Consider the following 23,646-nt stretch of genomic DNA (forward strand, 5'->3'; position numbering starts at 1 on the left):
ACCGAACCGAGGCTCGGGTGACGGCGGCCACGAGTCGCCGCACCGCGGAGCGCGGGGCGGCGCCTGCCGCGACCGGCGTCCTCTCGCGCTCCGCGTTCGCGCTGTTCTCGCCCCTGTGCGTCGCGAGCGGCCGGGTGCCGCGTGCCCTCGCCTGGCTCGAGGAGCGCGATCTCGAGGTGGCGTGGACGCAGATGCTGCAGCTCCGACGTGCGCACGTCGACGGCCTCTGGGAACGCCTGATCCCGACCGTCGCCCCGAGGCGGGTGCAGGTCGTCGCGGACGCCATGGTGGCGGGGCCGTCGCTCCTCGTGGCGCTGCGCGATCGGGGCGTGGGGACGACCGCCACCGCGCGGCTCCGTGCGCTCAAGGGATCGGCTGACCCCGCCGCGCGTCCGGAGCACAGCCTGCGGACGCACCTCGGGGCACCGAACCTGCTGACGAGCCTGGTGCACACGCCCGACACGCCCGAGGACCTGGTCCGCGAGCTGGAGGTGCTCGTCCCTGGCGTCGACGAGCGCGAGGAGGTCTGGCGCGCCCTGCGTGACGGCGCGTCCGGCGGCGGCTCGACGCGGCCCGTCGTCCCTGGTGAGGTCCCGCCTCCGCCGGTCGCGGCGTTCGTCGTCGGCGTCCGTCTGCGTGCCCGGCTGCTCGACCGCCTGCTCGACCGTTCGGCGCAGGGAGCGCTCCCAGCCCTCGGCGGCCTGGTCGGGGACGTGGCCCGCGTGGTCGACCGCGCCCGCGACGCGGCCGAGCGGTCGGACCCGTTCGCCCCTCTCGCCGCCTTGGCTCGCCATCGGGAGACGCTCTTCCCACAGCGACACCGGCTGGTGCACGCCATGAGACCCGAGGATCCGGCGAGCGCCGTCGACGAGCAGTGCCGACTCCTGAGCCGCGCGTACGCCGAGCTCGAGGCGATGGAGGAGGGCGAGCCGTTCGACCTCCCCCTGGTCACCGCGTGCCTCGACCGGACGGGGGTTCCTCTCACGACGTGGGAACGCGTGGTGCTGGCATCGGAGTCGCTGACTCCCAGTCCGGCTCGTGCATGAGTTCACCGAGCGCCCTGGCGCTCGTCTCCCGCGGCTGCCCGGCGGACAGGTCTGCCGAGCCGCCGCGGGTGGGTCCGACAGCCGGGTGCCGGCTTCCGCACAGCAGACGGAGGATCATGAAGTCAACGTCGGAGCGACGCCGCGCGTCGAGCACGAGTGACGAGAGCGAGCCGGTCGTCCTCGTCGTCGGGGGCAGCCAAGGGATCGGTCGAAGCATCGGCCTGGCCTACGCCCGGCGTGGGGCCCGTGTGGTCGCGGTCGCCCGCACGGCCTCGGTCCTCGCGTCGTTGGCGGAGGACGCCGCGGCCGCAGGGATGACCATGGGCACCCTCGTCGCCGACATCAGCGAGGACGGGGCGCCTGAGCAGGTCGTCGACGCCGTGGTCGACACCCATGGCCGCCTCGACAACGTCGTCTACGCGGCGGCGACGACGCGACGCAAGCCGAGCCTCACGGTGCCGTCCTCGGACTTCGTCGACGGCCTGCACGTCAACGCGACCGCCGCCTTCCTCACCGCGCAGGCCGCCGCTCGTCGCATGGTCGACACGGGCGGCGGGAGCATCGTGACCATCGGCTCGCTCAACGGCATGCGGGGGATGGCGGGGACGGCGATGTACAGCGCCGCCAAGGGGGCGCTCGTCTCGATGGCTCGGTGCCTGGCGGTCGAATGGGCGCCGCTGGGCGTCCGTGTGAACGTGATCGTGCCCGGCTTCATCGAGACGGAGGCGCCCGGCAAGGCCTTCCGTGACCCGACCATCCGGGCCGAGATGCTCGCGCGGATCCCCATGGGCTCGTTCGGGACCCCGGACGACATCGCCGAGGCGGCGTACTTCCTGGGTTCGTCGAGTGCGCGCTACGTCACCGGCCAGACGCTCGTGATCGACGGGGGAGCGGCGGCATGACCGGCCGGACCTCGGCCGTCGGGGCAGGCGTGGACGACCGCGTGACGTGGACCCCGGTCGACGACCTGGAGGCTCGTGCCGCCCAGCTCCGCACGCTCGTCCTGGAGATGGTGTGGTGCGCAGGGAGCGGACACCCGGGGGCGTCGTTCTCGGCCGCCGACATCGTCGCCGCCCTGTACTTCGACGTGCTCCAGCACCGGCCGGACGATCCCCGGTGGGCGGGCCGCGACCGGTTCCTGCTGAGCAAGGGTCACGCCGTTCCCGTCGTCTACGCCGCGCTGGCGGCGTCGGGCTACTTCCCGCTCGAGGAGCTCCGCACGCTGAGGCGTCCGGGGAGCCGGCTCCCCGGACACCCGGACGTCTCCCGGCGCACTCCGGGCATCGAGATGTCGTCGGGATCGCTGGGGCAAGGGGTGTCGTTCGGGATCGGCGTCGCGCAGGCCGCCCGCATCCGCGGGCTCGACCATCGCACGTTCGTGCTCGTCGGCGACGGTGAGTGCAACGAGGGTCAGGTCTGGGAAGCGGCGCTCCTCGCCCCGCACTGGGGTCTCGACAGGCTCACGGTCGTCGTCGACAGGAACGACGCAGCGGTCGAGGGGCCGCGTGGCCCCATCTCCCCGCTCGGTGACCTCGCCGCGAAGTGGCAGTCGTTCGGCTGGGCCGTGGAGCAGATCGACGGCCACCGCATGCCCGAGGTCCAGGAGGCCCTGAGGTCGGCGGGCACCAGACGCGACGGGAGGCCGACGGCCATCATCGCGACCACGAGGAAGGGACACGGGTTGTCCATCATCGAGCAGAGCCCCACGTATCACGCCGACCCCCTGCCCGACGAGGCGCTCCGGCAGGCGGTCGCGACGCTGAGCCCCACCGGCTCGAGCTATCTGGACGTGCCGTGACGAGGTCGACGCGGGACGCGTTCGGCGAGTCGCTCGTCGCCCTCGCCGACGACGGTCTGGACTTCGTCGTCGTGGACGGTGGTGTCTCCGGAGCCGCCCGGACGGCTCCCTTCGAGGCCGCGTACCCCGACAGGTTCCTGAACTGCGGCATCTCGGAGCAGAACATGGTGAGCGTCGCGGCAGGGCTGGCGTGGTCCGGTGTGCCGGTGGTCGCCGCCTCCTTCGCCGCCTTCCTCATCAACCGTGCCTTCGACCAGATCCGGCTGCAGGTGGCGCAGCCGGGGCTGCGCGTGACTCTCGTCGGCTCGCACGCGGGCATCACGGCCGGGCCCGACGGGATCTCGGCGCACGCCATCGAGGACCTCGCTCTGGTCAGCGCGCTGCCCGGCTTCTCGGTCGGTGTCCCCGTGGACGCCGCCGAGACGGAGTCGATGCTCCGCACGATGGTCACCGGCGACGGCCCGTCCTACCTGAGGGTCAGCAAGCACAAGACCCCGGTGGTCGTCAGCGAGCGGCCCTGCACGGCACCCGGTTCGCTGCGGGTGCTGCGCCCCGGGTCGGACGTCACGATCGTGAGCCACGGCGTCATGGTCCCGGTCGTCCTCGCGGCCGCCGAGCGGCTCGAGTCCGACGGTGTCTCGATCGAGGTCGTCAACGCGCCGTGGCTGTCCCCGTTCGACGAGGCGGCGCTCAGCGCCTCCGCCCGTCGCACCGGGTGCGTCCTGGTGGTCACCGAGCACCTGGGCGCGGGCGGGCTCGTCGGTGCCGTCACTGCCGCGCTGGCCCGGCGGGCACCCGTGCCCGCCGACTGGGTGGCCGTACCGGGCTACGCCGGATCCGCACCCGCGGGTGACCTCCTGAGGTCGACCGGGCTGACGGTCGACGACGTCGTGGGCGCCGCGAGGTCGCTCCTCACGCGCGCGTCCGGGACGCCGGCAGCCCCCGCAGGCCACGAGCTCGAGCTCTCCGCTCTCGGCGGGGGCACCGCACCGGAGGGGACGTCATGACATCCGCCGATCACGAGAAGGTCCGCTTCGGTCTCGTCGGCACCGGTCGGGGCACCAAGTTCGCGCGCATCGTCGGCCGACTACCGGGGACGGAGCTCGTGTCCGTCCTGGATCCCGACCCGGAGAGCCGCGCGATCTTCCTCGAGGAGTTCCCCGACACGCGCACGGTCGAGCACTTCGAGGACCTGCTGGACGGGAGTGTCGACGCGGTCTTCCTGGCCTCGCCGCAGCAGTACCACGGTCCCCAGGCCGTCGCCGCACTCGGCGCCGGCGTGCACGTGCTCAGCGAGATCCCACCGGTCGTCAGCGTGGAGCAGGCGCGAGAGCTGGTCGGTGCGGTCCGCAGGAGCTCGGCGACGTTCATGGTCGCGGAGAACCACTGCTACATCCCCTCCAACCTCGTCGTCACCGAGATGGTGCGCGCGGGACTGTTCGGGGACATCCACTTCGCCGAGGGGGAGTATCTGTACGAGGTGCGCGACATGCAGCTCGACGGGCACGGCCGACCGAACTGGCGATCGTTCTGGCACGTCGGCAAGAACGGCATCACCTATCCGACGCACTCCCTCGGGCCGCTCCTCCAGTGGCTCGACACCCGGCTCGACTCGGTGATGACCGTCGGTGCCGGGCACTCCACGTCGCACGAGATGGACGACACGCTCTTCCTGGTCGGGAAGACGGTGAAGGACGCCGTCGTGACCATGCGGTTGGACCTCCTGTCGTACCGCCCCGCGGAGACGGCGTTCGTGGCGTTCCAGGGCAGTGCCGGTGCCTACGACTCCGGACGGGGTCCCTCGGACGCACCCCGCGTGTACCTCCACGGCCGCACCCCCGGGCGGGTGTGGGAGCCGCTCGACCAGTACGTGGACGAGTTCCGTCCGCGGCGCTACGCCGCGTTGTTCGAGGAGGCCAAGTTGTGGAAGTCGCCCTACGGACCGCTGCTCGACTTCGTCGACGCGATCACCCGGGGAACCACGCCCTCCTTCGACGTCTACCGTGGCCTGGACATGATGCTGCCCGGCGTCGTCTCGGAGACTGCCCGCGCGCAAGGAACGTGGACCTCCGTCCCCAACCCGCGCTTCTTCACCGACGGGATCGGTGTAGCGGCCGGGCGCGACTGGCCGTTGGCATGACCGCCGCGCCGGACGCCGCACCGGTGGCGGTCTCGCCTCCGAGCGGTCGCGCTGTGGTCGCCGCCGCGGTGGCCCGATGAAGCCGACCGCGACCATCGACGCGTGCCGTGCGAGCCATCGGCTCCTGCTCGACGCGCTCGCGCCGCTCACCGACGACGACTTTCGTGCGCCCAGCCTGCTGCCGCGGTTCACACGGGGCCACGTGGTCACCCACGTCGCGAACAAGGCCCGCGCGCACGTGCTGATCCTCGAGGGTGCCGCGCTCGGCGAGGTCCGCCGGGTCCATCCCGACGGGTACGACCCCGACGAGGCGGCGGAGGCGGGCGCGGGTCGCCCCGCCGCCGTCCTCCGCGCCGACCTGGCCGACTCCCTCCTGCGTCTCGAGGCCGCGTGGGCCGCTCTGGACGACACGCACTGGGACCGGCAGGGGATCATGGTCGCCGGACCGCGGACGATGGTGGAGATCATCGGCCACCACCTGCGCAACGTCGAGGTCCACCACGTGGATCTGGACATCGGTCACCACCCGTCCGACTGGCCCGCGATCCTCGTCGAGAACGAGCTGCCCAAACGCCTCCAGGCGCTGCCCGACCGAGCCCCGCACCCGGCGCTCCTCGCGTGGCTCATCGGCCGAGGGCCCGCACCCGAGCTGGTCGGCCCGTGGTGAGTGCACAGCGGACCGGACCGGCCCGGAGCGGGACGGGGGCCGAGGCCGGTACGACGCCTGCTCCCCGTACGACGAGGGCCGCCCGCTCCCCGGAAGGCGGGCGGGCGGCCCTGCGACGGACGTGAGCGGCAGCCGTCAGACGGGGACGATCAGCCCGGCGGTCTGGGTGCGGGCGCGCTCGAAGCGCGCGGCCGCGTCGGCCCAGTTGACGATGTTCCACCACGCCTTGACGTAGTCCGCCTTGACGTTGACGTAGTCGAGGTAGAACGCGTGCTCCCACATGTCGAGCACGACCACCGGGACGAGGCCGAGAGCGATGTTGCTCTGCTGGTCGTAGAGCTGGACGATCACGAGCTTCTGGCCGATGGAGTCCCACGCGAGGATCGACCAGCCGGAACCCTGGATGCCGATCGCGTTCGCGGCGAAGTGCTTCTGGAACGCCTCGAACGAGCCGAAGAACTCGTCGATCGCGGCCGCCAGCTCCCCGGTCGGCTTGTCGCCGCCCTCGGGGGAGAGGTTCTGCCAGAAGACGGAGTGGTTCACGTGCCCGCCGAGGTTGAACGCGAGGTTCTTCTCGTGGAGGTTGACGGCGGCGAGGTCGTCCGACTCGCGGGCCGCCGCGAGCTTCTCGAGGGCCGTGTTGGCGCCGGTCACGTAGGCCGCGTGGTGCTTGTCGTGGTGCAGCTCCATGATCCGGCCCGAGATGTGCGGCTCGAGGGCCGCGTAGTCGTACGGCAGGTCCGGAAGCGAGTAGTCAGCCATGCGTGAGTACCTCTCCTGCGTCGGTGCACGGCCGTTCTGGTACGGCCGGGCGGGGTACGAACGGAGTCGGGCGGCCCGCCGTTACGGCGAGCCGCCCGACTCCACGGTCAACTCTGGTCCTTGATCAGCGATTCCGCGTCTCGGGGGCCGTCTCGTCCTGCGGATCGACGAGGTGCTGGCCGCCACCGGTCCGGCCGGACGCGCCCGCGAGCTCGGGCGTCGCGTGCGCCTCGGGGGCCGCCTCGACCTCGCCGTGGTGGCCGTGCGCCGCGTGCGCGGCCTCGAGCTCGGCGGGGGTCACCGGCTCCACGCGGTCCTCGTAGAAGACCTGCGAGAGCCGCTGACGCATCGAGTCCAGGCGGTAGCCCTTGCGGCGGACGCCGCGCGAGTCCTCGGCCGGCTCGATCTCGAGCGGCCGGATGGCCTCGTGCTGCACGCGCAGCCAGCGCTCGTGCGCGTCGAGGGGCTTGTGCACCTCGATGTACTCGCCGCTCGCGAACCGCACGATGCGACCGGTCTCGTGGCCGTGGAGGACCAGCTCGCGGTCCTTGCGCTGCAGACCGAGGCAGATGCGCTTGGTGATCCAGAACGCGAACCACGGGCCGACGAACAGCAGCACGCGGAACACCCACGTGATGTCGTTGATCGACAGGTGGAAGTGCGTCGCGATGAGGTCGTTCGAGCCGGCGAGGACCAGGATGAAGAACGCCGTCAGCAGCGAGACGCCGAACGCGGTGCGGAACGGCCGGTTGCGCGGGCGGTCGAGCACGTGGTGCTCGCGCTTGTCACCGGTCGCGAACGCCTCGATGAACGGGTACAGCGCCAGCAGCGTGAACAGGATCCCCGGCACCACCATCGCCGGGATGATCACGTTGAGGCTCAGCGTGTACTGCCCGAGCACGATCTCCGTCTGCCCCGGCATCAGGCGCAGCGCACCCTCGAGGAACAGCATGTACCAGTCGGGCTGGGCGCCCGCGGACACCGGTGACGGGTCGTACGGGCCGTAGTTCCACACGGGGTTGATCGACATGGTCGCGCCCATGAGCGCGATGACGCCGAACACCACGAAGAGGTTGAACAGGAGCTTGCCCGCGTACACCGGGAGAGCGGGGTAGCCCACGACGTTGTTGTTCGTGCGGCCCGAGCCCGGGTACTGCGTGTGCTTGTGCATCACCATGAGCACGAGGTGCAGGCCGATCAGCGCGAGGATCAGCGCGGGTACCAGCAGCACGTGCACGGTGAACAGGCGCGGGATCAGGTCGGTGCCCGGGAACTCGCCGCCGAAGATGAAGTACGACAGGTAGCTGCCGATGATCGGGATCGACTTCACGACACCGTCGGTGATGCGCAGGCCGTTGCCCGACAGGACGTCGTCCGGCAGCGAGTAGCCCGAGAAGCCCGCCGCGAGGCCGAGGATCAGCAGCACGAAGCCGACGACCCAGTTGATCTCACGCGGCTTGCGGAACGCACCGGTGAAGAACACCCGCATCATGTGCGTGACGATCGCGGCCATGAAGATCAGCGCCGCCCAGTGGTGGATCTGCCGCATGAGCAGACCGCCGCGCACCTCGAACGACAGGCGCAGCGTCGAGGCGAACGCCTCGGACATCTCGACGCCGTTCATCGACGCCCACGGGCCGTCGTAGTGGGTCTCGCCCATGCTCGGGACGAAGAACAGCGTGAGGAAGACGCCCGAGATGAGCAGCGTCACGAAGCTGTACAGCGCGATCTCGCCGAGGAAGAACGACCAGTGGTCGGGGAAGACCTTCCGGGCGAAGAACTTGACCGCGTGGCCGAGGCCGGTCCGCTGGTCGAGGTAGTCGGCGGTCGCGCCGACGGCACGCGCCCCCGCGGACGGCGGGGTCGTGGCCTTGGAGGTGGTCGTGGTCGTCACGTCAGGCGCTCCCAGAAGCTCGGACCGACGGGCTGGTGGAAGTCGCTCTGAGCGATCAGGTAGCCCTCGTCGTCCACGGTGATCGGCAGCTGCGGCAGCGGTCGCTTCGCGGGACCGAAGACGACCTTCGCGCTGTCAGCGACGTCGAACGTCGACTGGTGGCACGGGCACAGCAGGTGGTGGGTCTGCTGCTCGTAGAGAGCGACGGGGCAGCCCACGTGGGTGCAGATCTTCGAGTAGGCGACGATGCCGTCGTACGACCAGCCCTCGCCCTGCTCGGACACGATGTCCCGGGGGTCGAGCCGGATCGCGAGGACGACCGCCTTCGCCTTCTCGTCGAGCGGGTGCTCGGCCTCGTCGAGGTCGGCCGGCTGCACGTGCGCGACCGATCCGATGGTGAGGTCCGAGGCCTTGATGGGGCGACCGGTCGGGTCGTACGCGAGCCGCGTGCCCTTGCGCCACATCGTGTGCTTGAACTTGCGGACGTTCCAGTCCTCCCCGACGTTGCCGACGATGGGCAGGACGATCGCGAGCGGGAACAGCGCGATCGCCGTGACGGCCGCGCCGATGATCGCGCCGCGGCGCGTGAGGCCGGAGTCCTCGGCACCGTCCTTGAGCATCTGCACGGCGATCTCGCGCGTCGCGTCGTCGGTGCGCTGCGGGTGGCGCTCCTCGACGTACTCGCGGTTGCTCATCAGCACCTTGATGTAGTGGCTGCCGCCGATGCCGATGCCGAGCAGGGAGATCGCGAGGCCGAGGCCCAGCGCGAGGTTCGAGGTGCGCATCGACTCGGGCGTCTCGCCCGGGGGCAGCGCGAAGTACGCGACGATGAAGCCGATGGTGGCGAGGATCGACAGCGTGAACAGCAGGAGGACCTGCCGCTCGACGCGCTTGGTCGCGCGCGGGTCGATGTCCGCCTGACGGTGGACGTGCTCGTGGACGCCCGGGTCCTCGAAGCGCTGGGGAGCGCCGTCCGCGCCGCGGACGTCCAGCTCGGTGTGGGGGTCGTGCGTGCTCACGAGGACTTGGCTCCGATCCAGACCGACAAACCGATGAGCAGGCCGAGGCCGACGACCCACGCCCACAGGCCCTCGCTGACCGGGCCGAGCGAGCCGAGGTCGAGGCCACCGGGGGAGACGTCACCCTGCTCGTTGATGAAGGCGATGATGTCGCGCTTCTCCTCGGGCGTGATGGTCGCGTCGTTGAAGACGGGCATCGACTGCGGACCCGTCTGCATGGCCTCGTACAGGTGACGTGGCGACGTCTCCCAGAGGTTCGGCGCGAACTTGCCCTGCGACAGCGCGCCGCCGGCGCCGACCGCGTTGTGGCACATGGCGCAGTTCGTGCGGAACAGCGCCATGCCGTTCGCGACGTCGCCCTGCGCGGGGTCGACCATGTCGTCCGTGGGGATCGCCGGGCCGGCGCCCAGCGACGCGACGTACGCGGCCAGCTGCGAGATCTGCTCGTCGTCGAACTGCACCGGCTTGGCCTGCGCCTGCGGGCCGTTCATCTGCATGGGCATGCGGCCCGTGCCGACCTGGAAGTCGACCGCCGCGGCGCCCACGCCGATGAGGGACGGCGCGTCCTCGGTGCCGCCCGCCGAGGGACCGTGGCACGTGGCGCAGTTGGCCTGGAACAGCTTCTCACCGGTGGCGATGTCGTCGGCCGTGGCCGTCTTGGGCGCGGCGTCCGCGGACGTCGGTGCCAGGACGGCGTACAGGCCGCCGGTGAGCAGCAGCGCCAGCAGGAGCAGCACGATCGGCGCACGCCGATCGTGCCTGCGGGCTGCGAGTGCCTTCACGGATCGATCCTCGTCTCGCACGTTGGGGGATGGGGGACTGGGTGGCGGGGTCGAGCCGCCGGGCGTCAGCGGATCAGGTAGATGACCGCGAACAGCGCGATCCACACGACGTCGACGAAGTGCCAGTAGTACGACGTCACGATCGCGGTGGTCGCCTCGTGGTGGCCGAACCGCTTCGCGGCGAACGACCGACCGAGCAGGAAGAGGAAGGCGATGAGGCCGCCCACGACGTGCAGGCCGTGGAAGCCGGTCGTCAGGTAGAACACCGACCCGTACGGGCTCGACGAGATCGTCAGGCCCTCGTGGACCAGCTCGGCGTACTCGTACACCTGGCCGCCGATGAAGAAGGCACCCATGAGGTAGGTGAGCACCATCCACTCGTTCATGCCCCAGCGGTTGACCTGGAGCAGCGAGCCGGTGCGCACGGGCTGGAACCGCTCCGCGGCCCACACGCCCATCTGGCACGTCACCGACGACAGCACCAGGACCGAGGTGTTGATGAACGCGAAGGTCAGGTTGAGCTTCTCGGTCTGCGTCGCCCACTCGTCGGGCACCGCTGCCCGGAGCGTGAAGTACATGGCGAAGAGGCCGGCGAAGAACATGAGCTCGCTGGCGAGCCACACGATCGTCCCCACCGACACCGGGTTGGGTCGGTTGACGCTCACGTGAGGCGCGGTGCGAGGGGCAGCCATGGCGGTCGACACGTCGTCATTATGGCTGATCGCTGCTGCGCATGGGTCATTGGGCCTACCTCGTGGCGCGCGGTATATGTCACACCGTCACGATCCTCGGGGCGTCCCGGGTGGTCAGCGGACCGGCGTCGGGCGTCAACACGCGGAACTCGTCGCGCGGCGCAGGACCGCGCGACGACACGCGCGCGCGTCCGCGGGTCGCACGGCGTGCGTCGCGCCCGGCGACCCGTGCTAGGGCTCGCGCCGGCACGACCCTCGACGATGACCCGGCGAGCACCCTGGTCGTGCCAAGATTCCCCTCGGACGCACGTCGACGACGAGTGAGGGACGACCATGAGCACGGCCCAGCCCGACCACGCACAGACCGCCGCCACGGGCCCCCGGGTCCTGCTCTACAGCGACGACGTGGACACGCGCGCCGAGGTGCGGCTCGCGGTCGGTCGCCGCCTCGGCCGCGGCGAGCCCGACATCGACTGGGTCGAGGTCGCGACGGCCGACGCGGTCATCACGACCACCGAGGCCGGCGGGATCGACCTGCTCGTGCTCGACGGCGAGGCGGACAAGGTCGGCGGCATGGGCCTCGGGCGCCAGCTCAAGGACGAGATCTACCGCTGCCCGCCGGTGCTGCTGCTCACCGGGCGTCCGCAGGACGCCTGGCTCGCGTCGTGGTCGCACGCCGACGCGGTCGTCAGCCGCCCGCTCGACCCCGAGCAGCTGCACGACGCCGTCGCGTCGCTCGTCGGCCGACGGACGCTGGCCGGATGAGCAGCGCCCGCACCTGGTCCGACCTGTTCGCCACGCTCGTCCGGCGCGAGGACCTGACCCGCGAGCAGGCGTCGTGGGCCATGGACGAGATCATGCGCGGCGAGGCCGACCCCGCGCGGGTCGCTGCGTTCCTCGTCGTGCTGCGCGCCAAGGGGGAGACGGTCGACGAGCTCCGCGGTCTCGCGGACCAGATGCTCGAGCACGCGATCCGCATCGAGGTCCCGGGCCGGACGGTCGACATCGTCGGCACGGGCGGCGACCGCGCGCACACCGTCAACATCTCCACGATGTCCGCGCTCGTCGTCGCGGGCACCGGCCTGCGGGTGGTGAAGCACGGCAACCGCGCGGCGTCGTCGTCGTCCGGGTCCGCGGACGTGCTCGAGGTGCTCGGCATCCGGCTCGACCACGAGCCGCAGCGCGTCGCGGACATCGCCGCCGAGGCGGGCATCACCTTCTGCTTCGCGGGCCGCTTCCACCCCGCGATGCGCCACGCTGCCGCGGCCCGCAGCGCGCTCGGCATCGGCACGGTCTTCAACTTCCTCGGCCCGCTGTCGAACCCCGCGCAGCCCGCGGCGTCGGCGATCGGCGTCGCTGACGAGCGCATGGCGCCGCTCATCGCCGGCGTGTTCGCCGACCGCGGCAAGGACGCCGTCGTGTTCCGCGGCGAGGACGGCCTCGACGAGATCGCCGCCACGGGCACGACCCGCGTGTGGGAGGTCCGGTCCGGCCGGGTCGACGAGCACCTCGTCGACTGGGCGCGGGACCTCGGGCAGACGCACGTCGACCTCGAGGACCTGCGCGGTGCCGACGCGGCGCACAACGCCGAGGTCGCGCGTCGCCTCCTTGCGGGAGAGCCCGGCGCCGTGCGCGACACCGTCGTGCTCAACAGCGCCGCGGCCCTCGTCGCGGACGGGACGCTCCCCGGGGTTGGCGAGGGCTCGCTCCTCGAGAGGCTCGACCGTGCGACGGCGATCGCACGCGAGTCGATCGACAGCGGGGCGGCCGCCGCAGCGCTCGAGAGGTGGCGCGCGGCCAGCGCGTGACGTCGTCGCGCTCCAGAGGTGGCGCGGCCAGCGCGTGACGTCGTCGCGACGGCCTGCGCCTTGCCGGCGAGCGGACGACGCCGACCGACCGTCCCGACGCGGTGCTCCCGGGGCGCTCAGTCCTCGAGGCCGAGGGCGAACGCGGTCTCGAGGTCGTGCTGGCTGTAGGTGCGGAACGCGATGTAGGTCTGCGTGCGGACCACGCCGTCGACCTTGCCGACCTTGTCCGCGATGACGTCGGCGAGCGCCTCGTGCTCGCGCACGCGCACGACGGCGATGAGGTCGACGTCGCCGGTGACGGAGTAGACCTCGCTGACCCCGCGCAGGTCGGCGATGGCCGCCGCGACCTCGGGGACCTTCGCGGCGTCGGCGTCGATGAGCACGATGGCGGTCAGCATGTCGCCCATCATGCCGTGCTGGGCGCGGGCTCGACGAGCGCGAGGTGCGGCCGGTGCGTCGTGTCGCCGCGCTGGTCACCGGCGGGGTCGACGAGCACGTGGCGGGCCGCGTCGGCGACCGCCGCCGCCGGGTCGACCACCGCGACCGCGCTGCGCGCGGGCATCGACCAGCCGCCCGCGACCTCGACGAGCCGCACGCCGGGCTTCTCCAGCCACGCGAGCAGGAGGTCGGTCTCCTCGGGGTGCGCGGCGGGGGCGGGCGGCGGTGGCGCGGGCACGTGCTCGCCGCTGGCCTGCAGCGCGGCGACGACGGGTCGCGGGTCGGTGCGGCGGTCGACGCGCGCGGTGCCGGCGAGCCGGCCGTACCGGACGAGGACGAGCTCCCAGCCGCCGTCGTCGGTGCGTCGTGCGGCGACGAGCTCCGGGCAGCGGGACAGCGGTGCGACGCGCTGCGCACGCGAGGCGCCGCGCAGGTACGCGGCGAGCCGGTCGCGGACGGTCGCGGCCTCCTCGAAGCGTTCCTGGCGGACCAGCCACGTGATGCGCTCGGCGTGTGCGGCGACGACCTCGGCCGGGTCGGACGACATGGCCGTGCGGACGCGCTCGACGACCGCCGCGTACGCGTCGACGGACTGGTGCCCGAGGCAGGGCGCACCGCAGCGGCCGAGCTCGGCGAGCACGCACGCCGTCGCGCCGGCGGGGGCGACGAGGGGGAGCCGGCGGGTGCACTGGCGGACGGGGAAGGACTCGTGCAGCGCGTCGAGCGCGAGCTGCGCGGACGCGCTCGACGAGAACGGCCCGATGTACGCGGCGCCGTCGTCGTCGCGGACCTCGCGCACGACCGACAGGCGGGGGAACGGCTCGCTCGTGAGCCGCACCCACGGCATGCGCTCGGGGAAGCGCGACCGGCGGTTGTAGCGGGGCGAGTGCTCGGCGATGAGCCGGAGCTCGCGCACGCGCGCCTCGAGCGGTGTCGCGCACACGACCGGGTCGACGCGGTGCGCGATGCGCACCATCTCCGTGATGCGCTGGCGCTTCTCGGCGGACGTGAAGTAGCTGCGGACCCGCGTGCGCAGGGACGTGGTCGACGTGCCGACGTACAGGACCTCCTCGTGCGGGCCGCGGAACAGGTAGACGCCGGGGGCGTCGGGGAGCCCGTCGGCGAGCGTGCGCTTGCGGCGCACGTCCGCGGGCACCGGGTCGGTCGCGGTCGCGAGGTCCTCGAGGTGCGTGACACCGAGCGGCCCGAGCCGGCCGAGCAGCGCGTGCAGCACGTCGACCGTGGCGCGCGCGTCGGAGAGCGCGCGGTGGTTCGGGGTCACGCTCGCGCCGAACAGCGCCGCGAGCGACGACAGCTTGTGGTTGGGCACCTCGTCGCGCGTGACCGCCCGGCGTGCGAGCCGCACCGTGTCGAGCACCTTGTTGCCCGGCCAGGCGTGACCCGTCCGGGCCGCGGCCGCCTTGAGGAAGCCGATGTCGAAGGGTGCGTTGTGCGCGACGAGCACCGAGTCGCGCGCGAACTCGAGGAAGCTCGGCAGCACGGTCTCGATCCGCGGGGCGCCCACGAGCATCGCGGTCGTGATGCCGGTGAGCACCTGGATGTACGGCGGGACGGGCCCACCCGGGTCGACGAGCGTCTGGAACTCGCCGAGCACCTCGCCGCCGCGGACCTTTACCGCGCCGATCTCGGTGATCGCGCAGTCCGCCGGTGTGCCGCCCGTCGTCTCGAGGTCGACGACGACGAACGTCACGTCGGACAGCGGCGTGCCGACGTCGTCGAGCGTGAGCTGGACCGGAGCCGCGCCGGGCGCCGGCGACGCGTCGACCCAGACGGGGCGCAGACGGCGGTCGGGCGACATGCGACGGACCGTACCCAGGCCCTCCGACAGCCCGGCGCACCCCGTGGTGGGGGCGGCGCGTCGCAGGAGCGGCGGTCGAGGCGAGCACGGTCGGGACCTAGGGTGCTGCCATGAGCGGCGCCGGAGCACCTGACGAGCCGGTGACCCCCGCCGGTGACGCGCGGGCGACCGACGTCCCGCTCGACCTGCGGGCCGCGCTCGTCCAGGTCGCGGCCGACGTGCTGGGCGGGCTCGACGCCCCCGAGGTGCCCGCGGCCCTGCGCGCCGTCCGGCAGTTCGCCCCGCGGCGGCGTGCGTCGGCCGGTGCCGGGCCGCTGTGGGCGGCGCTCCAGGACGACGCGTTCCGGGCCCGCGTCGCCCGTGTGTGGGCGACCGAGCACCCGGACCTCGCGCACGCGCTCGCCGGCGACACCGGGTCCGTCCCCGAGCCCGGGACGCGGGCGGCCGTGGGGGCGTGGCTGCTGGGCCACGACTGGTCCGCTCTCGTCGCGACGCCCGACCCGCGCCCGTCGCCGGAGCAGGTGCGGCTCGCGGAGCGGTTGGCACGCAGCGAGGCGGAGGCGGCGCGGCTGCGCGACGAGCTCGCGGTCGCACGCTCCGAGGCGGCGGACGCGCGAGACGCGCTCGCGGCGCTCCAGCGCGAGCTGCGCCGGCTCCGCTCGGACGCCGACCGCGCGCGCAGCGAGGGCCGACGGCACGCCGACGAGGCCGCGGCCGCGCTGGCCCGGGCGGACGAGGCGCGACTTGCCGCGGAGGACGACGCGCGTGCCGCGGCCGACGACCTGCGGGCGGCTCAGGCCGAGCGCACCGCGGCGCGCGCCGAGCTGCGGTCGGCCCGCAAGCTCGCCGACGCGCGCGTGCGGCTCCTGCTCGACACGATCGTCGACGCGGCGAGCGGGCTGCGGCACGAGCTCGCCCTGCCCCCCGCGGCGGACCTGCCGGCGGACCTCGTCGCGCCCGACCAGACCCGCCCGGCGCCGCGCAGCGGGTCGCGCGGCCGGTCCGCGGACGACCCGGCGCTGCTCGACGAGCTGCTGCGGCAGCCGTGGGCGCACCTGCTGGTGGACGGGTACAACGTCACGAAGACCGGCTTCGGCGAGCTCACGCTGGTCGAGCAGCGTCGCCGGCTCGTCGACGGGCTCGCGCGCGTCGCCGCCGGGACGGGTGCCGAGGTGACGTGCTGCTTCGACGGTCAGCCGGGGCAGGCGCCGCCGTCCGTCTCCGCGCGCGGGGTGCGCGTGCTGTTCTCGGTCGGCGAGATCGCCGACGACCTCATCCGTCGCCTGGTCGCCGCCGAGCCGCCGGGACGTGTCCTCGTGGTCGTCACGAGCGACCAGGCGGTCGCACGTGACGTCGAGGCCCGGGGCGCGTGGGTCGTGCCGTCGACGACGCTGCTGGCGCGGCTGCAGCACCTGTGACCCGACGCGGCCGGCACACCGTCGGCGTGCCGGCCGCGTCTGGGTTCGTCGCCCGTACGTCCGGTCCGGACCGGGTGACCGGGCCTACTCCCGCTCGTCCGTGTACAGCGCCTCGACGTCGGACGCGAAGTCCTTCATGACGACCGCCCGGCGGATGCTGAGCTTGGGCGTCAGGTAGCCGTCGGCCAGCGTCAGGTCGCGGTCGAGGATCCGGTACTTGCGGATGGACTCGGCCCGCGAGACCGCGCGGTTGGTCTTCGCGACGGCCTTGTCGATCGACGCGAGGACGTCGGGGTCCGTGCGGGCCTCGTCGATGCTCATGGCCGGCTTGCCGTGCGCCGCGAGCCAGCCCGGCACGCCCTCGGGGTCGAGGGTGATGAGGGCGCCGATGAACGGCCGCTGGTCGCCGACCACGACGACCTGGCTGATGAGCGGGTGCGCGCGCAGCCGGTCCTCGAGGATCGTCGGCGCGACGTTCTTGCCGCCCGCGGTGACGATGATCTCCTTCTTGCGGCCGGTGATCGTGAGGAAGCCGTCGTCGTCGAGCGCGCCGAGGTCACCCGTGCGGAACCAGCCGTCGGCGAGCGACTCGTCGGTCGCCTGCGCGTTCGCGTGGTAGCCGGTGAAGACCTGGATCCCCTTGATCTCGACCTCGCCGTCCGCGGCGATGCGGATCGCGGTGCCGGGTAGAGGCAGCCCCACGGTCCCGATCAGCGTCTTGCCGGGGCGGTTGACCGTCGCGGGCGCGGTCGTCTCCGTGAGCCCGTAGCCCTCGAGCACCTTGAGGCCGACGCCGCGGTAGAAGTGGCCGAGCCGCTCACCCAGGGGCGCGCCGCCGGAGATCGCCCACTCGGCCTGCCCGCCGAGCGCTGCGCGCAGCTTGTGCAGGACGAGGACGTCGGCGACCTTGTGCTGCAGCCTCAGCCACAGGCTCGGGCCCTTGGGGTCGTCGAGCGCGCGCGAGTAGACGATGGCGGTCTTCGCGGCGCGCTGGAAGATCGGCCCCTTGCCCCCGGCCGCGGCCTTCTGCTCGGCCGAGTTGTAGACCTTCTCGAACACGCGCGGCACGGACAGGATGAACGTCGGCCGGAACGAGCCCAGGTCCTCGACGAGCGTGCGGGTGTCGGGCGTGTGGCCGAGCACCGCACCCGCCGGGATGCACAGCACCTCGATGAAGCGCGCGAAGACGTGCGCGAGCGGCATGAACAGCAGCGTCCGGGCCCCCTCGCCCGCGACGACCTCCTGCAGCCCGGCGACCGTGTTGACGGTGAGCTCGTAGAAGTTGCCGTGCGTCAGCTCGACGCCCTTCGGGCGACCCGTGGTGCCCGAGGTGTAGATGATCGTCGCGACGTCCCCCAGCGACGCGAGCGACCGGCGGCGGACGATCTCGTCGTCCGGCACGTCCGCACCCGCGGCGACGAGGTCGTCGACGGCGCCGTCGTCGAGGACGAGCACGTCGCGCAGGCGGGTGGCGGGGCGGACCTCGTCGACGACCGCGAGGTGGTCGCGCGTCTCGACGACGAGGAGCGTGACGTCGGAGTCCGTGAGGATCCACTCGACCTGCTCGGCCGACGACGTCTCGTACAGCGGGACCGGCACGGCGCCCGCGCGCCACGCGGCCCAGTCGACGAGCGACCACTCGTACCGCGTGCGCGACATGATCCCGACGCGGTCGCCGGGCTGCACGCCCTTCGCGACCAGGCCCTTCGCGACGGCGACGACCTCCGCGTCGAACTCCCGGGCGGTCAGCGGGATCCAGGGTCCCCCGGCCTGTGACTTGTGCTCGACGACGACGCGGTCGGGGGTCTCACGGACGCGTGAGGCGAAGAGGTCGTTGAGGTTGTGCTCGGGATCGACCTCGACGAGCAGGGGAGTGTGGAACTCGTCCATTCTGGCTCCAGTGGCAGTGGCGAAGTGTGCGACGAGGATACGTGACGTGACAAGGGCCACATCGTCGCCCGAACGTGTCGCCTGCGGTAGGACCGGCGGGACGATCGGCGCACGAGTCGGGTCCGCGGGCCGCTAGCGTGGTGCCGCGGACCTCTCGGTCGCAGACCCCAGGCACTGACGCGTAGGAGCAACCACGGACATGCACGCCATCGGTGTGGACATCGGCGGGACGAAGATCGCGGCGGGCGTGGTCGACGAGGAGGGCGTGATCCTCGCGCAGACGCGCGTCGAGACGTCCCCGGACGACGTCGCGGGCATCGACCGCGCGATCGCCCAGGTCTACCGGGAGCTCTCCGCCTCGTACGAGGTCGGCGCGATGGGCCTGGCCGCCGCGGGCTTCGTCGCCGCGGACCGTTCGGGCGTGCTGTTCGCGCCGAACATCGCGTGGCGCGACTACCCGCTGCGCGACCGGGTCAAGGCGCTCATCGACGACGACCTCACGATCGTGGTCGAGAACGACGCGAACGCCGCCGGCTGGGCGGAGTTCCGGTTCGGTGCGGCGCGCGACGTCGACGACATGCTCCTGCTGACGGTCGGCACCGGCCTCGGCGGCGCGATCGTCTCGAACGGTGAGCTCGTCCGCGGTGCATGGGGCGTCGCCTCCGAGGTCGGCCACATGCGCGTGGTGCCCGGGGGCCACTACTGCGGCTGCGGCCACGAGGGGTGCTGGGAGCAGTACGCGTCCGGCAGCGCGCTCGTGCGCGACGCGCAGGCCGCGGTGCTGCGCGAGCCCGAGCGTGCGGAGCGGCTGCTCCAGCTCGCGGGCGACGCCGAGAAGATCGTCGGCCCGCAGATCACGCAGGCCGCCGAGGAGGGCGACCCGCTGTCGATCGAGCTGCTCGCGGAGCTCGGGCGCTGGCTGGGCGAGGGTGCGGCGTCGGCGACGGCGCTGCTCGACCCGGCGCTGATCGTCGTCGGCGGCGGTGTCGTGGCGGCGGGCGAGCTGCTGCTCGGCCCGGCGCGTCGCGGGTTCGCGGAGCAGCTCTCCGCACGCGGTCACCGCCCCGAGGCGAAGTTCGTCGCCGCGGCGATGGGCAACGACGCCGGCATGGTCGGCGCGGCGGACCTCGCGCGCCTCTGACGTCGTCGCGCCCGTCGTCGCGGACGGGCGGGCGTCGTCAGACGACGGCGCCCGTGTCGTCGTCCTCCGGGTCGCGCCGGTGGGGCATGCGCCAGACGAGCACCGCGACGCCGATGACGAACACCGCAGCCGCGGCCTGCACGATCGCGCTCGGGGCGTCGCGCCACACGAGCACCACGACGAGCAGGAAGACCGGCATGCCGGCCGCCGCGATCCAGGCCATGGTCAGCAGCGGGTCGCCCCCGAGGACGGGGCCCGGGTCGGGCGGCACGAAGTGCTCCTCGGCGTCGACGGCCTGCTCGGCGTCGTCGATCTGGTCGGTGCCCGACCAGTCGCGTCCCGACGGCTCGCGCGCGCCCCGCACGACGCGCGCGTCGGACGCCCACGCGTCCGGTGCGGCGCCGGCCGGCGCGTCGGCTCGTCCGGACGGGTCGTCGTCGTCCTCGTCCTCGCCCGTGAAGCCGGCGAGGTCCTCGAGCTGTGCGACGATCGCGTCCCAGCGTTCGTCGTCGGTCTCGGCGTGCGCGTCGTCGGCCGGTCCCGGCGCGTCGGACCCCGGAGGGGGGACCGCGTCGTCGGGGTCGTCGGGGCGTGCAGCCATGAGAGCACTCTAGAGTCGGACGCAGCGGTCGGGGACGCCCTGCGCCGGTCGATCGGTCAGGGGCGTCGTCCCGAGCCGCGCGGGCCGGTCCGTCGGGAGCCCGTGGGCGGCCGGAACGTGCCGGTGAGTCGGCTGAGAGGTGGGCTGTTGTTCTACTGGTTGATGAAGCGGGTGTTCGTGGGTCCGCTGCTGCACCTCGTGTACCGCCCGTGGGTGCGGGGCGCGCAGCACGTCCCCGCGCGCGGCGCCGCGATCCTCGCGAGCAACCACCTGGCGGTGATCGACTCGTTCTTCCTGCCGCTCGTGCTCGACCGCGAGCTCGTCTTCATCGGCAAGCAGGAGTACTTCACGGGCCGCGGCATCAAGGGCCGGCTGACCGCGGGGTTCATGCGCGGCGTCGGCACGATCCCGGTGGACCGCGGCGGCGGCAAGGCCAGCGAGGCGGCCCTCAACACGGGCCTGCGGCGGCTGCGCGAGGGCGACCTGTTCGGCATCTACCCCGAGGGCACGCGCAGCCCCGACGGCCGCCTGTACCGCGGCAAGACGGGTGTCGCACGGCTCGCGCTCGAGTCCGGTGCCCCCGTGATCCCGGTCGCGATGGTGGGTACCGAGATCGCGCAGCCGCTCGGCCGCAAGATCCCGAAGGTCATGCGCATCGGCGTCGTCATCGGCGAGCCGCTCGACTTCAGCCGCTACAAGGGCATGGAGAACGACCGCTTCATCCTGCGGTCGGTCACCGACGAGATCATGTACGCGATCATGAGCCTGTCGGGCCAGGAGTACGTCGACGTGTACGCGGCGACGCAGAAGGCGCGCATCGCCACCGGTCACCCGGCCGCGACGGGTGACGGGCAGCAGCACCTGCCGTCGGCACCGGGCGGTCGTCCGGTCCCGGAGGTCCAGGTTCCGGTCCCACCCGAGGACGGGTCCGCGCGTCAGTAGGATGAGCCCGTCGGTGTCGACCGACCGTGCACGGCCCGAGGTCCCTCGTCGGGCGACCGGGTCCGGCACGTCAGGGCGGGAACGCCGCAGCGCGTCCGCCGTGCTCTTCTACGAGAGGTGTGTCTCATGTCGGTTCGTCGCGTCGCCCTCCTGACCGCAGGTGGCTTCGCTCCGTGCCTGTCGTCCGCCGTCGGTGGCCTCATCGAGCGTTACACCGAGATCGCGCCGGACGTCGAGATCATCGCCTACGAGCACGGGTACTACGGCCTGCTGCGCGGCGACAAGATCGTGGTCGACGCGGAGACCCGCAAGAAGGCCGGCATCCTGCACCGCTTCGGCGGCTCGCCGATCGGCAACTCGCGCGTCAAGCTCACCAACGCCAAGGACTGCGTCAAGCGCGGCCTGGTGCAGGAGGGCCAGGACCCGCTGCAGGTCGCGGCGGAGCAGCTCAAGGCCGACGGCGTCGACGTGCTGCACACGATCGGCGGCGACGACACCAACACGACCGCCGCCGACCTCGCCGCGTACCTCGCCGAGAACGACTACGGCCTCACGGTCGTCGGCCTGCCCAAGACGATCGACAACGACGTGGTGCCGATCCGCCAGTCGCTCGGTGCGTGGACCGCGGCCGAGGAGGCCGCCGGCTTCGCCGCCAACGTCATCGGCGAGCACCGCTCGGGCCCTCGCATGCTCATCGTGCACGAGGTCATGGGCCGGCACTGCGGGTGGCTCACCGCCGCGGCCGCGGCCGAGTACCGCAAGTGGCTCGACCAGCAGGAGTGGGTCCCGGGCATCGGCCTCACGCGCGAGCGGTGGGACATCCACGCCGTCTTCGTGCCCGAGCTCGCGCTCGACATCGACGCCGAGGCCGAGCGCCTCAAGAAGGTCATGGACACCCAGGGCAACGTCAACATCTTCCTGTCGGAGGGTGCGGGCATGCACGAGATCGTCGAGCAGCTCGAGGCCGCGGGCACGCCGCCCGAGCGCGACCCGTTCGGTCACGTCAAGCTCGACACCATCAACCCGGGCCAGTGGTTCGCGAAGCAGTTCGCGGAGAAGCTCGGCGCCGAGAAGACGATGGTCCAGAAGTCCGGTTACTACTCGCGCGCCGCGGCCGCGAACGCCGAGGACCTGCGCCTCATCAAGTCGATGACCGACCTGGCCGTCGAGTGCGCGCTGCGCGGGGAGTCGGGCGTCATCGGCCACGACGAGGAGCAGGGTGACGTCCTGCGCGCCATCGAGTTCCCCCGCATCGCGGGCGGCAAGGCGTTCGACGTCTCGCAGCCCTGGTTCGGCCAGCTGCTGGCGGACATCGGCCAGCCGCTCGTCGCGGCGAGCCACTCATGAGCGTCGAGCCGGACCCGCAGGTGCTCGCCGGGCTGGACGCCTGGCGGGACCTGCCCGCGGGTCAGCAGCCGCAGTGGCCGGACCGGGACGCGCTCGAGCAGGTGTCGTCGCGGCTCGCCGCGCTGCCGCCCCTCGTGTTCGCGGGCGAGGCCGACGCGCTGCGCAGCCAGCTCGCGGCCGCGGGCCGCGGTGAGGCGTTCCTGCTCCAGGGCGGGGACTGCGCGGAGACGTTCGCCGAGGCGACGGCCGACAACATCCGGAACAAGATCAAGACGATCCTCCAGATGGCCGTCGTGCTGACGTACGGCGCGAGCCTGCCCGTCGTCAAGATGGGTCGGATGGCGGGGCAGTACGCCAAGCCGCGCAGCTCGGACTCGGAGACGCGCGACGGCGTGACGCTGCCGGCGTTCCGTGGGGACATCATCAACGGCTTCGACTTCACGTCGGAGGCCCGCATCCCGGACCCGCAGCGGCTGCTCGAGGCGTACCACACGTCCGCGTCGACGCTGAACCTCATCCGCGCGTTCACGACGGGCGGCTTCGCGTCGCTGCTGCGCGTGCACGAGTGGAACCGCGGGTTCACGACGAACCCCGCGTACTCGCGCTACGAGGAGATCGCCGCCGAGATCGACCGGGCCATCCGGTTCATGGCGGCGTGCGGGGCCGACTTCGACGCGCTGCGCACGGTCGACTTCTTCTCGTCGCACGAGGGGCTGCTGCTCGACTACGAGCGGCCGCTCACGCGCATCGACTCGCGCACGGGCCTGCCGTACGACTGCTCCGCGCACTTCCTGTGGATCGGTGAGCGCACGCGTCAGCTCGACGGTGCGCACGTCGACTACTTCTCGCGCGTGCAGAACCCGATCGGCATCAAGCTCGGGCCGACCTCGACGGGCGACGACGCGCTCGCGCTCATCGACCGGCTCAACCCGAGCGGCGAGCCGGGCCGGATCACGTTCATCACGCGCATGGGCGCCGGCAAGGTCCGCGACCTGCTGCCCGCGCTGGTGGAGAAGGTGACCGCCGACGGCCGTCCGGTGACGTGGGTCTGCGACCCGATGCACGGCAACGGCATCACGTCGGCGACCGGCTACAAGACGCGCCGGTTCTCGGACGTGATGGACGAGGTCGCGGGCTTCTTCGAGGTGCACCGCGCGCTCGGCACGGTCCCGGGCGGTCTGCACATCGAGCTCACCGGTGGCGACGTCACCGAGGTGCTCGGCGGCTCGGAGGAGATCGACGACGAGGGTCTGGCGCTGCGCTACGAGACGCTCGTCGACCCGCGCCTGAACCACCAGCAGTCGCTGGAGATGGCGTTCCAGGTCGTGGAGCTGCTCCGCAAGGCCTGACGCACAGCACGAGGGCGGCCGGACGTGGGACACCACGCCGGCCGCCCTCGTGCTGTGCGCGTCCACCACCGCCGCGGCGCAGGGCGCCGACCA

At 72.5% G+C, this 23,646-nt stretch carries 22 protein-coding genes; 13 read left to right on the forward strand and 9 right to left on the reverse strand.

The annotated features are described in order from the left end of the window. The 6 genes from OMK64_RS09410 to OMK64_RS09435 form a co-directional block, all read left to right on the forward strand. Positions 1–1,046 (forward strand): nucleoside-diphosphate kinase (locus OMK64_RS09410; protein ID WP_272727820.1); only part of this gene is annotated, 1,046 nt, incomplete at its 5' end. Between the two features lie 116 nt (positions 1,047–1,162). After that, positions 1,163–1,948, forward strand: coding sequence for an SDR family NAD(P)-dependent oxidoreductase (locus OMK64_RS09415; protein ID WP_272727821.1), 786 nt, complete (start codon positions 1,163–1,165; stop codon positions 1,946–1,948). Further along, positions 1,945–2,844: a transketolase gene (locus tag OMK64_RS09420; protein ID WP_272727822.1), complete on the forward strand. Its 900-nt coding sequence runs from the start codon at positions 1,945–1,947 to the stop codon at positions 2,842–2,844. The genes OMK64_RS09415 and OMK64_RS09420 overlap by 4 nt, the downstream gene beginning before the upstream one ends. Beyond that, positions 2,841–3,851 (forward strand): transketolase family protein, encoded by a 1,011-nt coding sequence (locus OMK64_RS21090; protein ID WP_272727823.1) that lies wholly within the window; start codon positions 2,841–2,843, stop codon positions 3,849–3,851. Before OMK64_RS09420 ends, OMK64_RS21090 begins: the two co-directional genes overlap by 4 nt. After that, a complete protein-coding gene (locus tag OMK64_RS09430; protein ID WP_272727824.1) occupies positions 3,848–4,984 on the forward strand; it encodes a Gfo/Idh/MocA family protein in 1,137 nt (378 codons plus the stop codon). The genes OMK64_RS21090 and OMK64_RS09430 overlap by 4 nt, the downstream gene beginning before the upstream one ends. A 76-nt stretch (positions 4,985–5,060) precedes the next feature. Next, complete coding sequence (locus OMK64_RS09435) at positions 5,061–5,651, forward strand: maleylpyruvate isomerase N-terminal domain-containing protein (protein WP_272727825.1); 591 nt, start codon at positions 5,061–5,063, stop codon at positions 5,649–5,651. 135 nt (positions 5,652–5,786) lie between these two features. Here OMK64_RS09435 and OMK64_RS09440 read toward each other — a convergent pair whose 3' ends face one another. The 5 genes from OMK64_RS09440 to ctaE form a co-directional block, all read right to left on the reverse strand. After that, a complete protein-coding gene (locus OMK64_RS09440) occupies positions 5,787–6,413 on the reverse strand; it encodes a superoxide dismutase (protein WP_272727826.1) in 627 nt (208 codons plus the stop codon). A gap of 124 nt (positions 6,414–6,537) precedes the next feature. Continuing rightward, a complete protein-coding gene (gene qcrB / locus OMK64_RS09445) occupies positions 6,538–8,307 on the reverse strand; it encodes a cytochrome bc1 complex cytochrome b subunit (RefSeq protein ID WP_272727827.1) in 1,770 nt (589 codons plus the stop codon). Beyond that, on the reverse strand, positions 8,304–9,326 hold the full coding sequence (qcrA, locus tag OMK64_RS09450) for a cytochrome bc1 complex Rieske iron-sulfur subunit (RefSeq protein ID WP_168677501.1): 1,023 nt from the start codon (positions 9,324–9,326) through the stop codon (positions 8,304–8,306). The genes qcrB and qcrA overlap by 4 nt, the downstream gene beginning before the upstream one ends. Next, complete coding sequence (gene qcrC, locus OMK64_RS09455; protein WP_272727828.1) at positions 9,323–10,108, reverse strand: cytochrome bc1 complex diheme cytochrome c subunit; 786 nt, start codon at positions 10,106–10,108, stop codon at positions 9,323–9,325. Before qcrC ends, qcrA begins: the two co-directional genes overlap by 4 nt. A 65-nt stretch (positions 10,109–10,173) precedes the next feature. Then, positions 10,174–10,800, reverse strand: coding sequence for an aa3-type cytochrome oxidase subunit III (gene ctaE / locus OMK64_RS09460; protein WP_272727902.1), 627 nt, complete (start codon positions 10,798–10,800; stop codon positions 10,174–10,176). A gap of 333 nt (positions 10,801–11,133) precedes the next feature. Here ctaE and OMK64_RS09465 point away from each other — a divergent pair, with 333 nt between their 5' ends. Next, on the forward strand, positions 11,134–11,565 hold the full coding sequence (locus OMK64_RS09465) for a response regulator transcription factor (RefSeq protein ID WP_272727829.1): 432 nt from the start codon (positions 11,134–11,136) through the stop codon (positions 11,563–11,565). Beyond that, positions 11,562–12,608 carry an anthranilate phosphoribosyltransferase gene (trpD, locus tag OMK64_RS09470; RefSeq protein WP_272727830.1) on the forward strand — a complete coding sequence of 349 codons (1,047 nt, stop codon included), beginning with the start codon at positions 11,562–11,564 and terminating at the stop codon, positions 12,606–12,608. The genes OMK64_RS09465 and trpD overlap by 4 nt, the downstream gene beginning before the upstream one ends. Before the next feature lie 116 nt (positions 12,609–12,724). Here trpD and OMK64_RS09475 read toward each other — a convergent pair whose 3' ends face one another. Both OMK64_RS09475 and OMK64_RS09480 read right to left on the reverse strand, forming a co-directional pair. Continuing rightward, positions 12,725–13,006, reverse strand: coding sequence for an Lrp/AsnC family transcriptional regulator (locus OMK64_RS09475; protein WP_272727831.1), 282 nt, complete (start codon positions 13,004–13,006; stop codon positions 12,725–12,727). Between the two features lie 8 nt (positions 13,007–13,014). Continuing rightward, positions 13,015–14,865: a DEDD exonuclease domain-containing protein gene (locus OMK64_RS09480; RefSeq protein ID WP_272727832.1), complete on the reverse strand. Its 1,851-nt coding sequence runs from the start codon at positions 14,863–14,865 to the stop codon at positions 13,015–13,017. Positions 14,866–14,975: 110 nt separating this feature from the next. On the opposite strand from OMK64_RS09480, the gene OMK64_RS09485 reads away from it, so the two are divergent. Further along, a complete protein-coding gene (locus OMK64_RS09485; RefSeq protein ID WP_272727833.1) occupies positions 14,976–16,283 on the forward strand; it encodes an NYN domain-containing protein in 1,308 nt (435 codons plus the stop codon). Positions 16,284–16,367: 84 nt separating this feature from the next. On the opposite strand, the gene OMK64_RS09490 is transcribed toward OMK64_RS09485, so the two are convergent. Further along, positions 16,368–18,173, reverse strand: coding sequence for an AMP-dependent synthetase/ligase (locus tag OMK64_RS09490; RefSeq protein WP_272727834.1), 1,806 nt, complete (start codon positions 18,171–18,173; stop codon positions 16,368–16,370). Positions 18,174–18,372: 199 nt separating this feature from the next. Between OMK64_RS09490 and OMK64_RS09495 the strand changes: the two genes are divergently transcribed. Beyond that, entirely contained in the window at positions 18,373–19,314 is a 942-nt protein-coding gene (locus OMK64_RS09495) for an ROK family glucokinase (protein WP_272727835.1), read from the forward strand. A 37-nt stretch (positions 19,315–19,351) separates the two neighbouring features. Here OMK64_RS09495 and OMK64_RS09500 read toward each other — a convergent pair whose 3' ends face one another. Then, entirely contained in the window at positions 19,352–19,915 is a 564-nt protein-coding gene (locus OMK64_RS09500; protein WP_272727836.1) for a hypothetical protein, read from the reverse strand. Between the two features lie 147 nt (positions 19,916–20,062). On the opposite strand from OMK64_RS09500, the gene OMK64_RS09505 reads away from it, so the two are divergent. The 3 genes from OMK64_RS09505 (at position 20,063) to OMK64_RS09515 (ending at position 23,553) form a co-directional block, all read left to right on the forward strand. Beyond that, entirely contained in the window at positions 20,063–20,857 is a 795-nt protein-coding gene (locus OMK64_RS09505; RefSeq protein ID WP_272727837.1) for a lysophospholipid acyltransferase family protein, read from the forward strand. Positions 20,858–20,983: 126 nt separating this feature from the next. Further along, on the forward strand, positions 20,984–22,204 hold the full coding sequence (locus tag OMK64_RS09510; RefSeq protein ID WP_272727838.1) for a pyrophosphate--fructose-6-phosphate 1-phosphotransferase: 1,221 nt from the start codon (positions 20,984–20,986) through the stop codon (positions 22,202–22,204). Next, positions 22,201–23,553, forward strand: coding sequence for a class II 3-deoxy-7-phosphoheptulonate synthase (locus OMK64_RS09515; protein WP_272727839.1), 1,353 nt, complete (start codon positions 22,201–22,203; stop codon positions 23,551–23,553). The genes OMK64_RS09510 and OMK64_RS09515 overlap by 4 nt, the downstream gene beginning before the upstream one ends. The last annotated feature ends 93 nt before the right edge of the window (positions 23,554–23,646 follow it).

Source organism: Cellulomonas fimi, from assembly GCF_028527925.1.
GTDB lineage: Bacteria > Actinomycetota > Actinomycetes > Actinomycetales > Cellulomonadaceae > Cellulomonas > Cellulomonas fimi_C.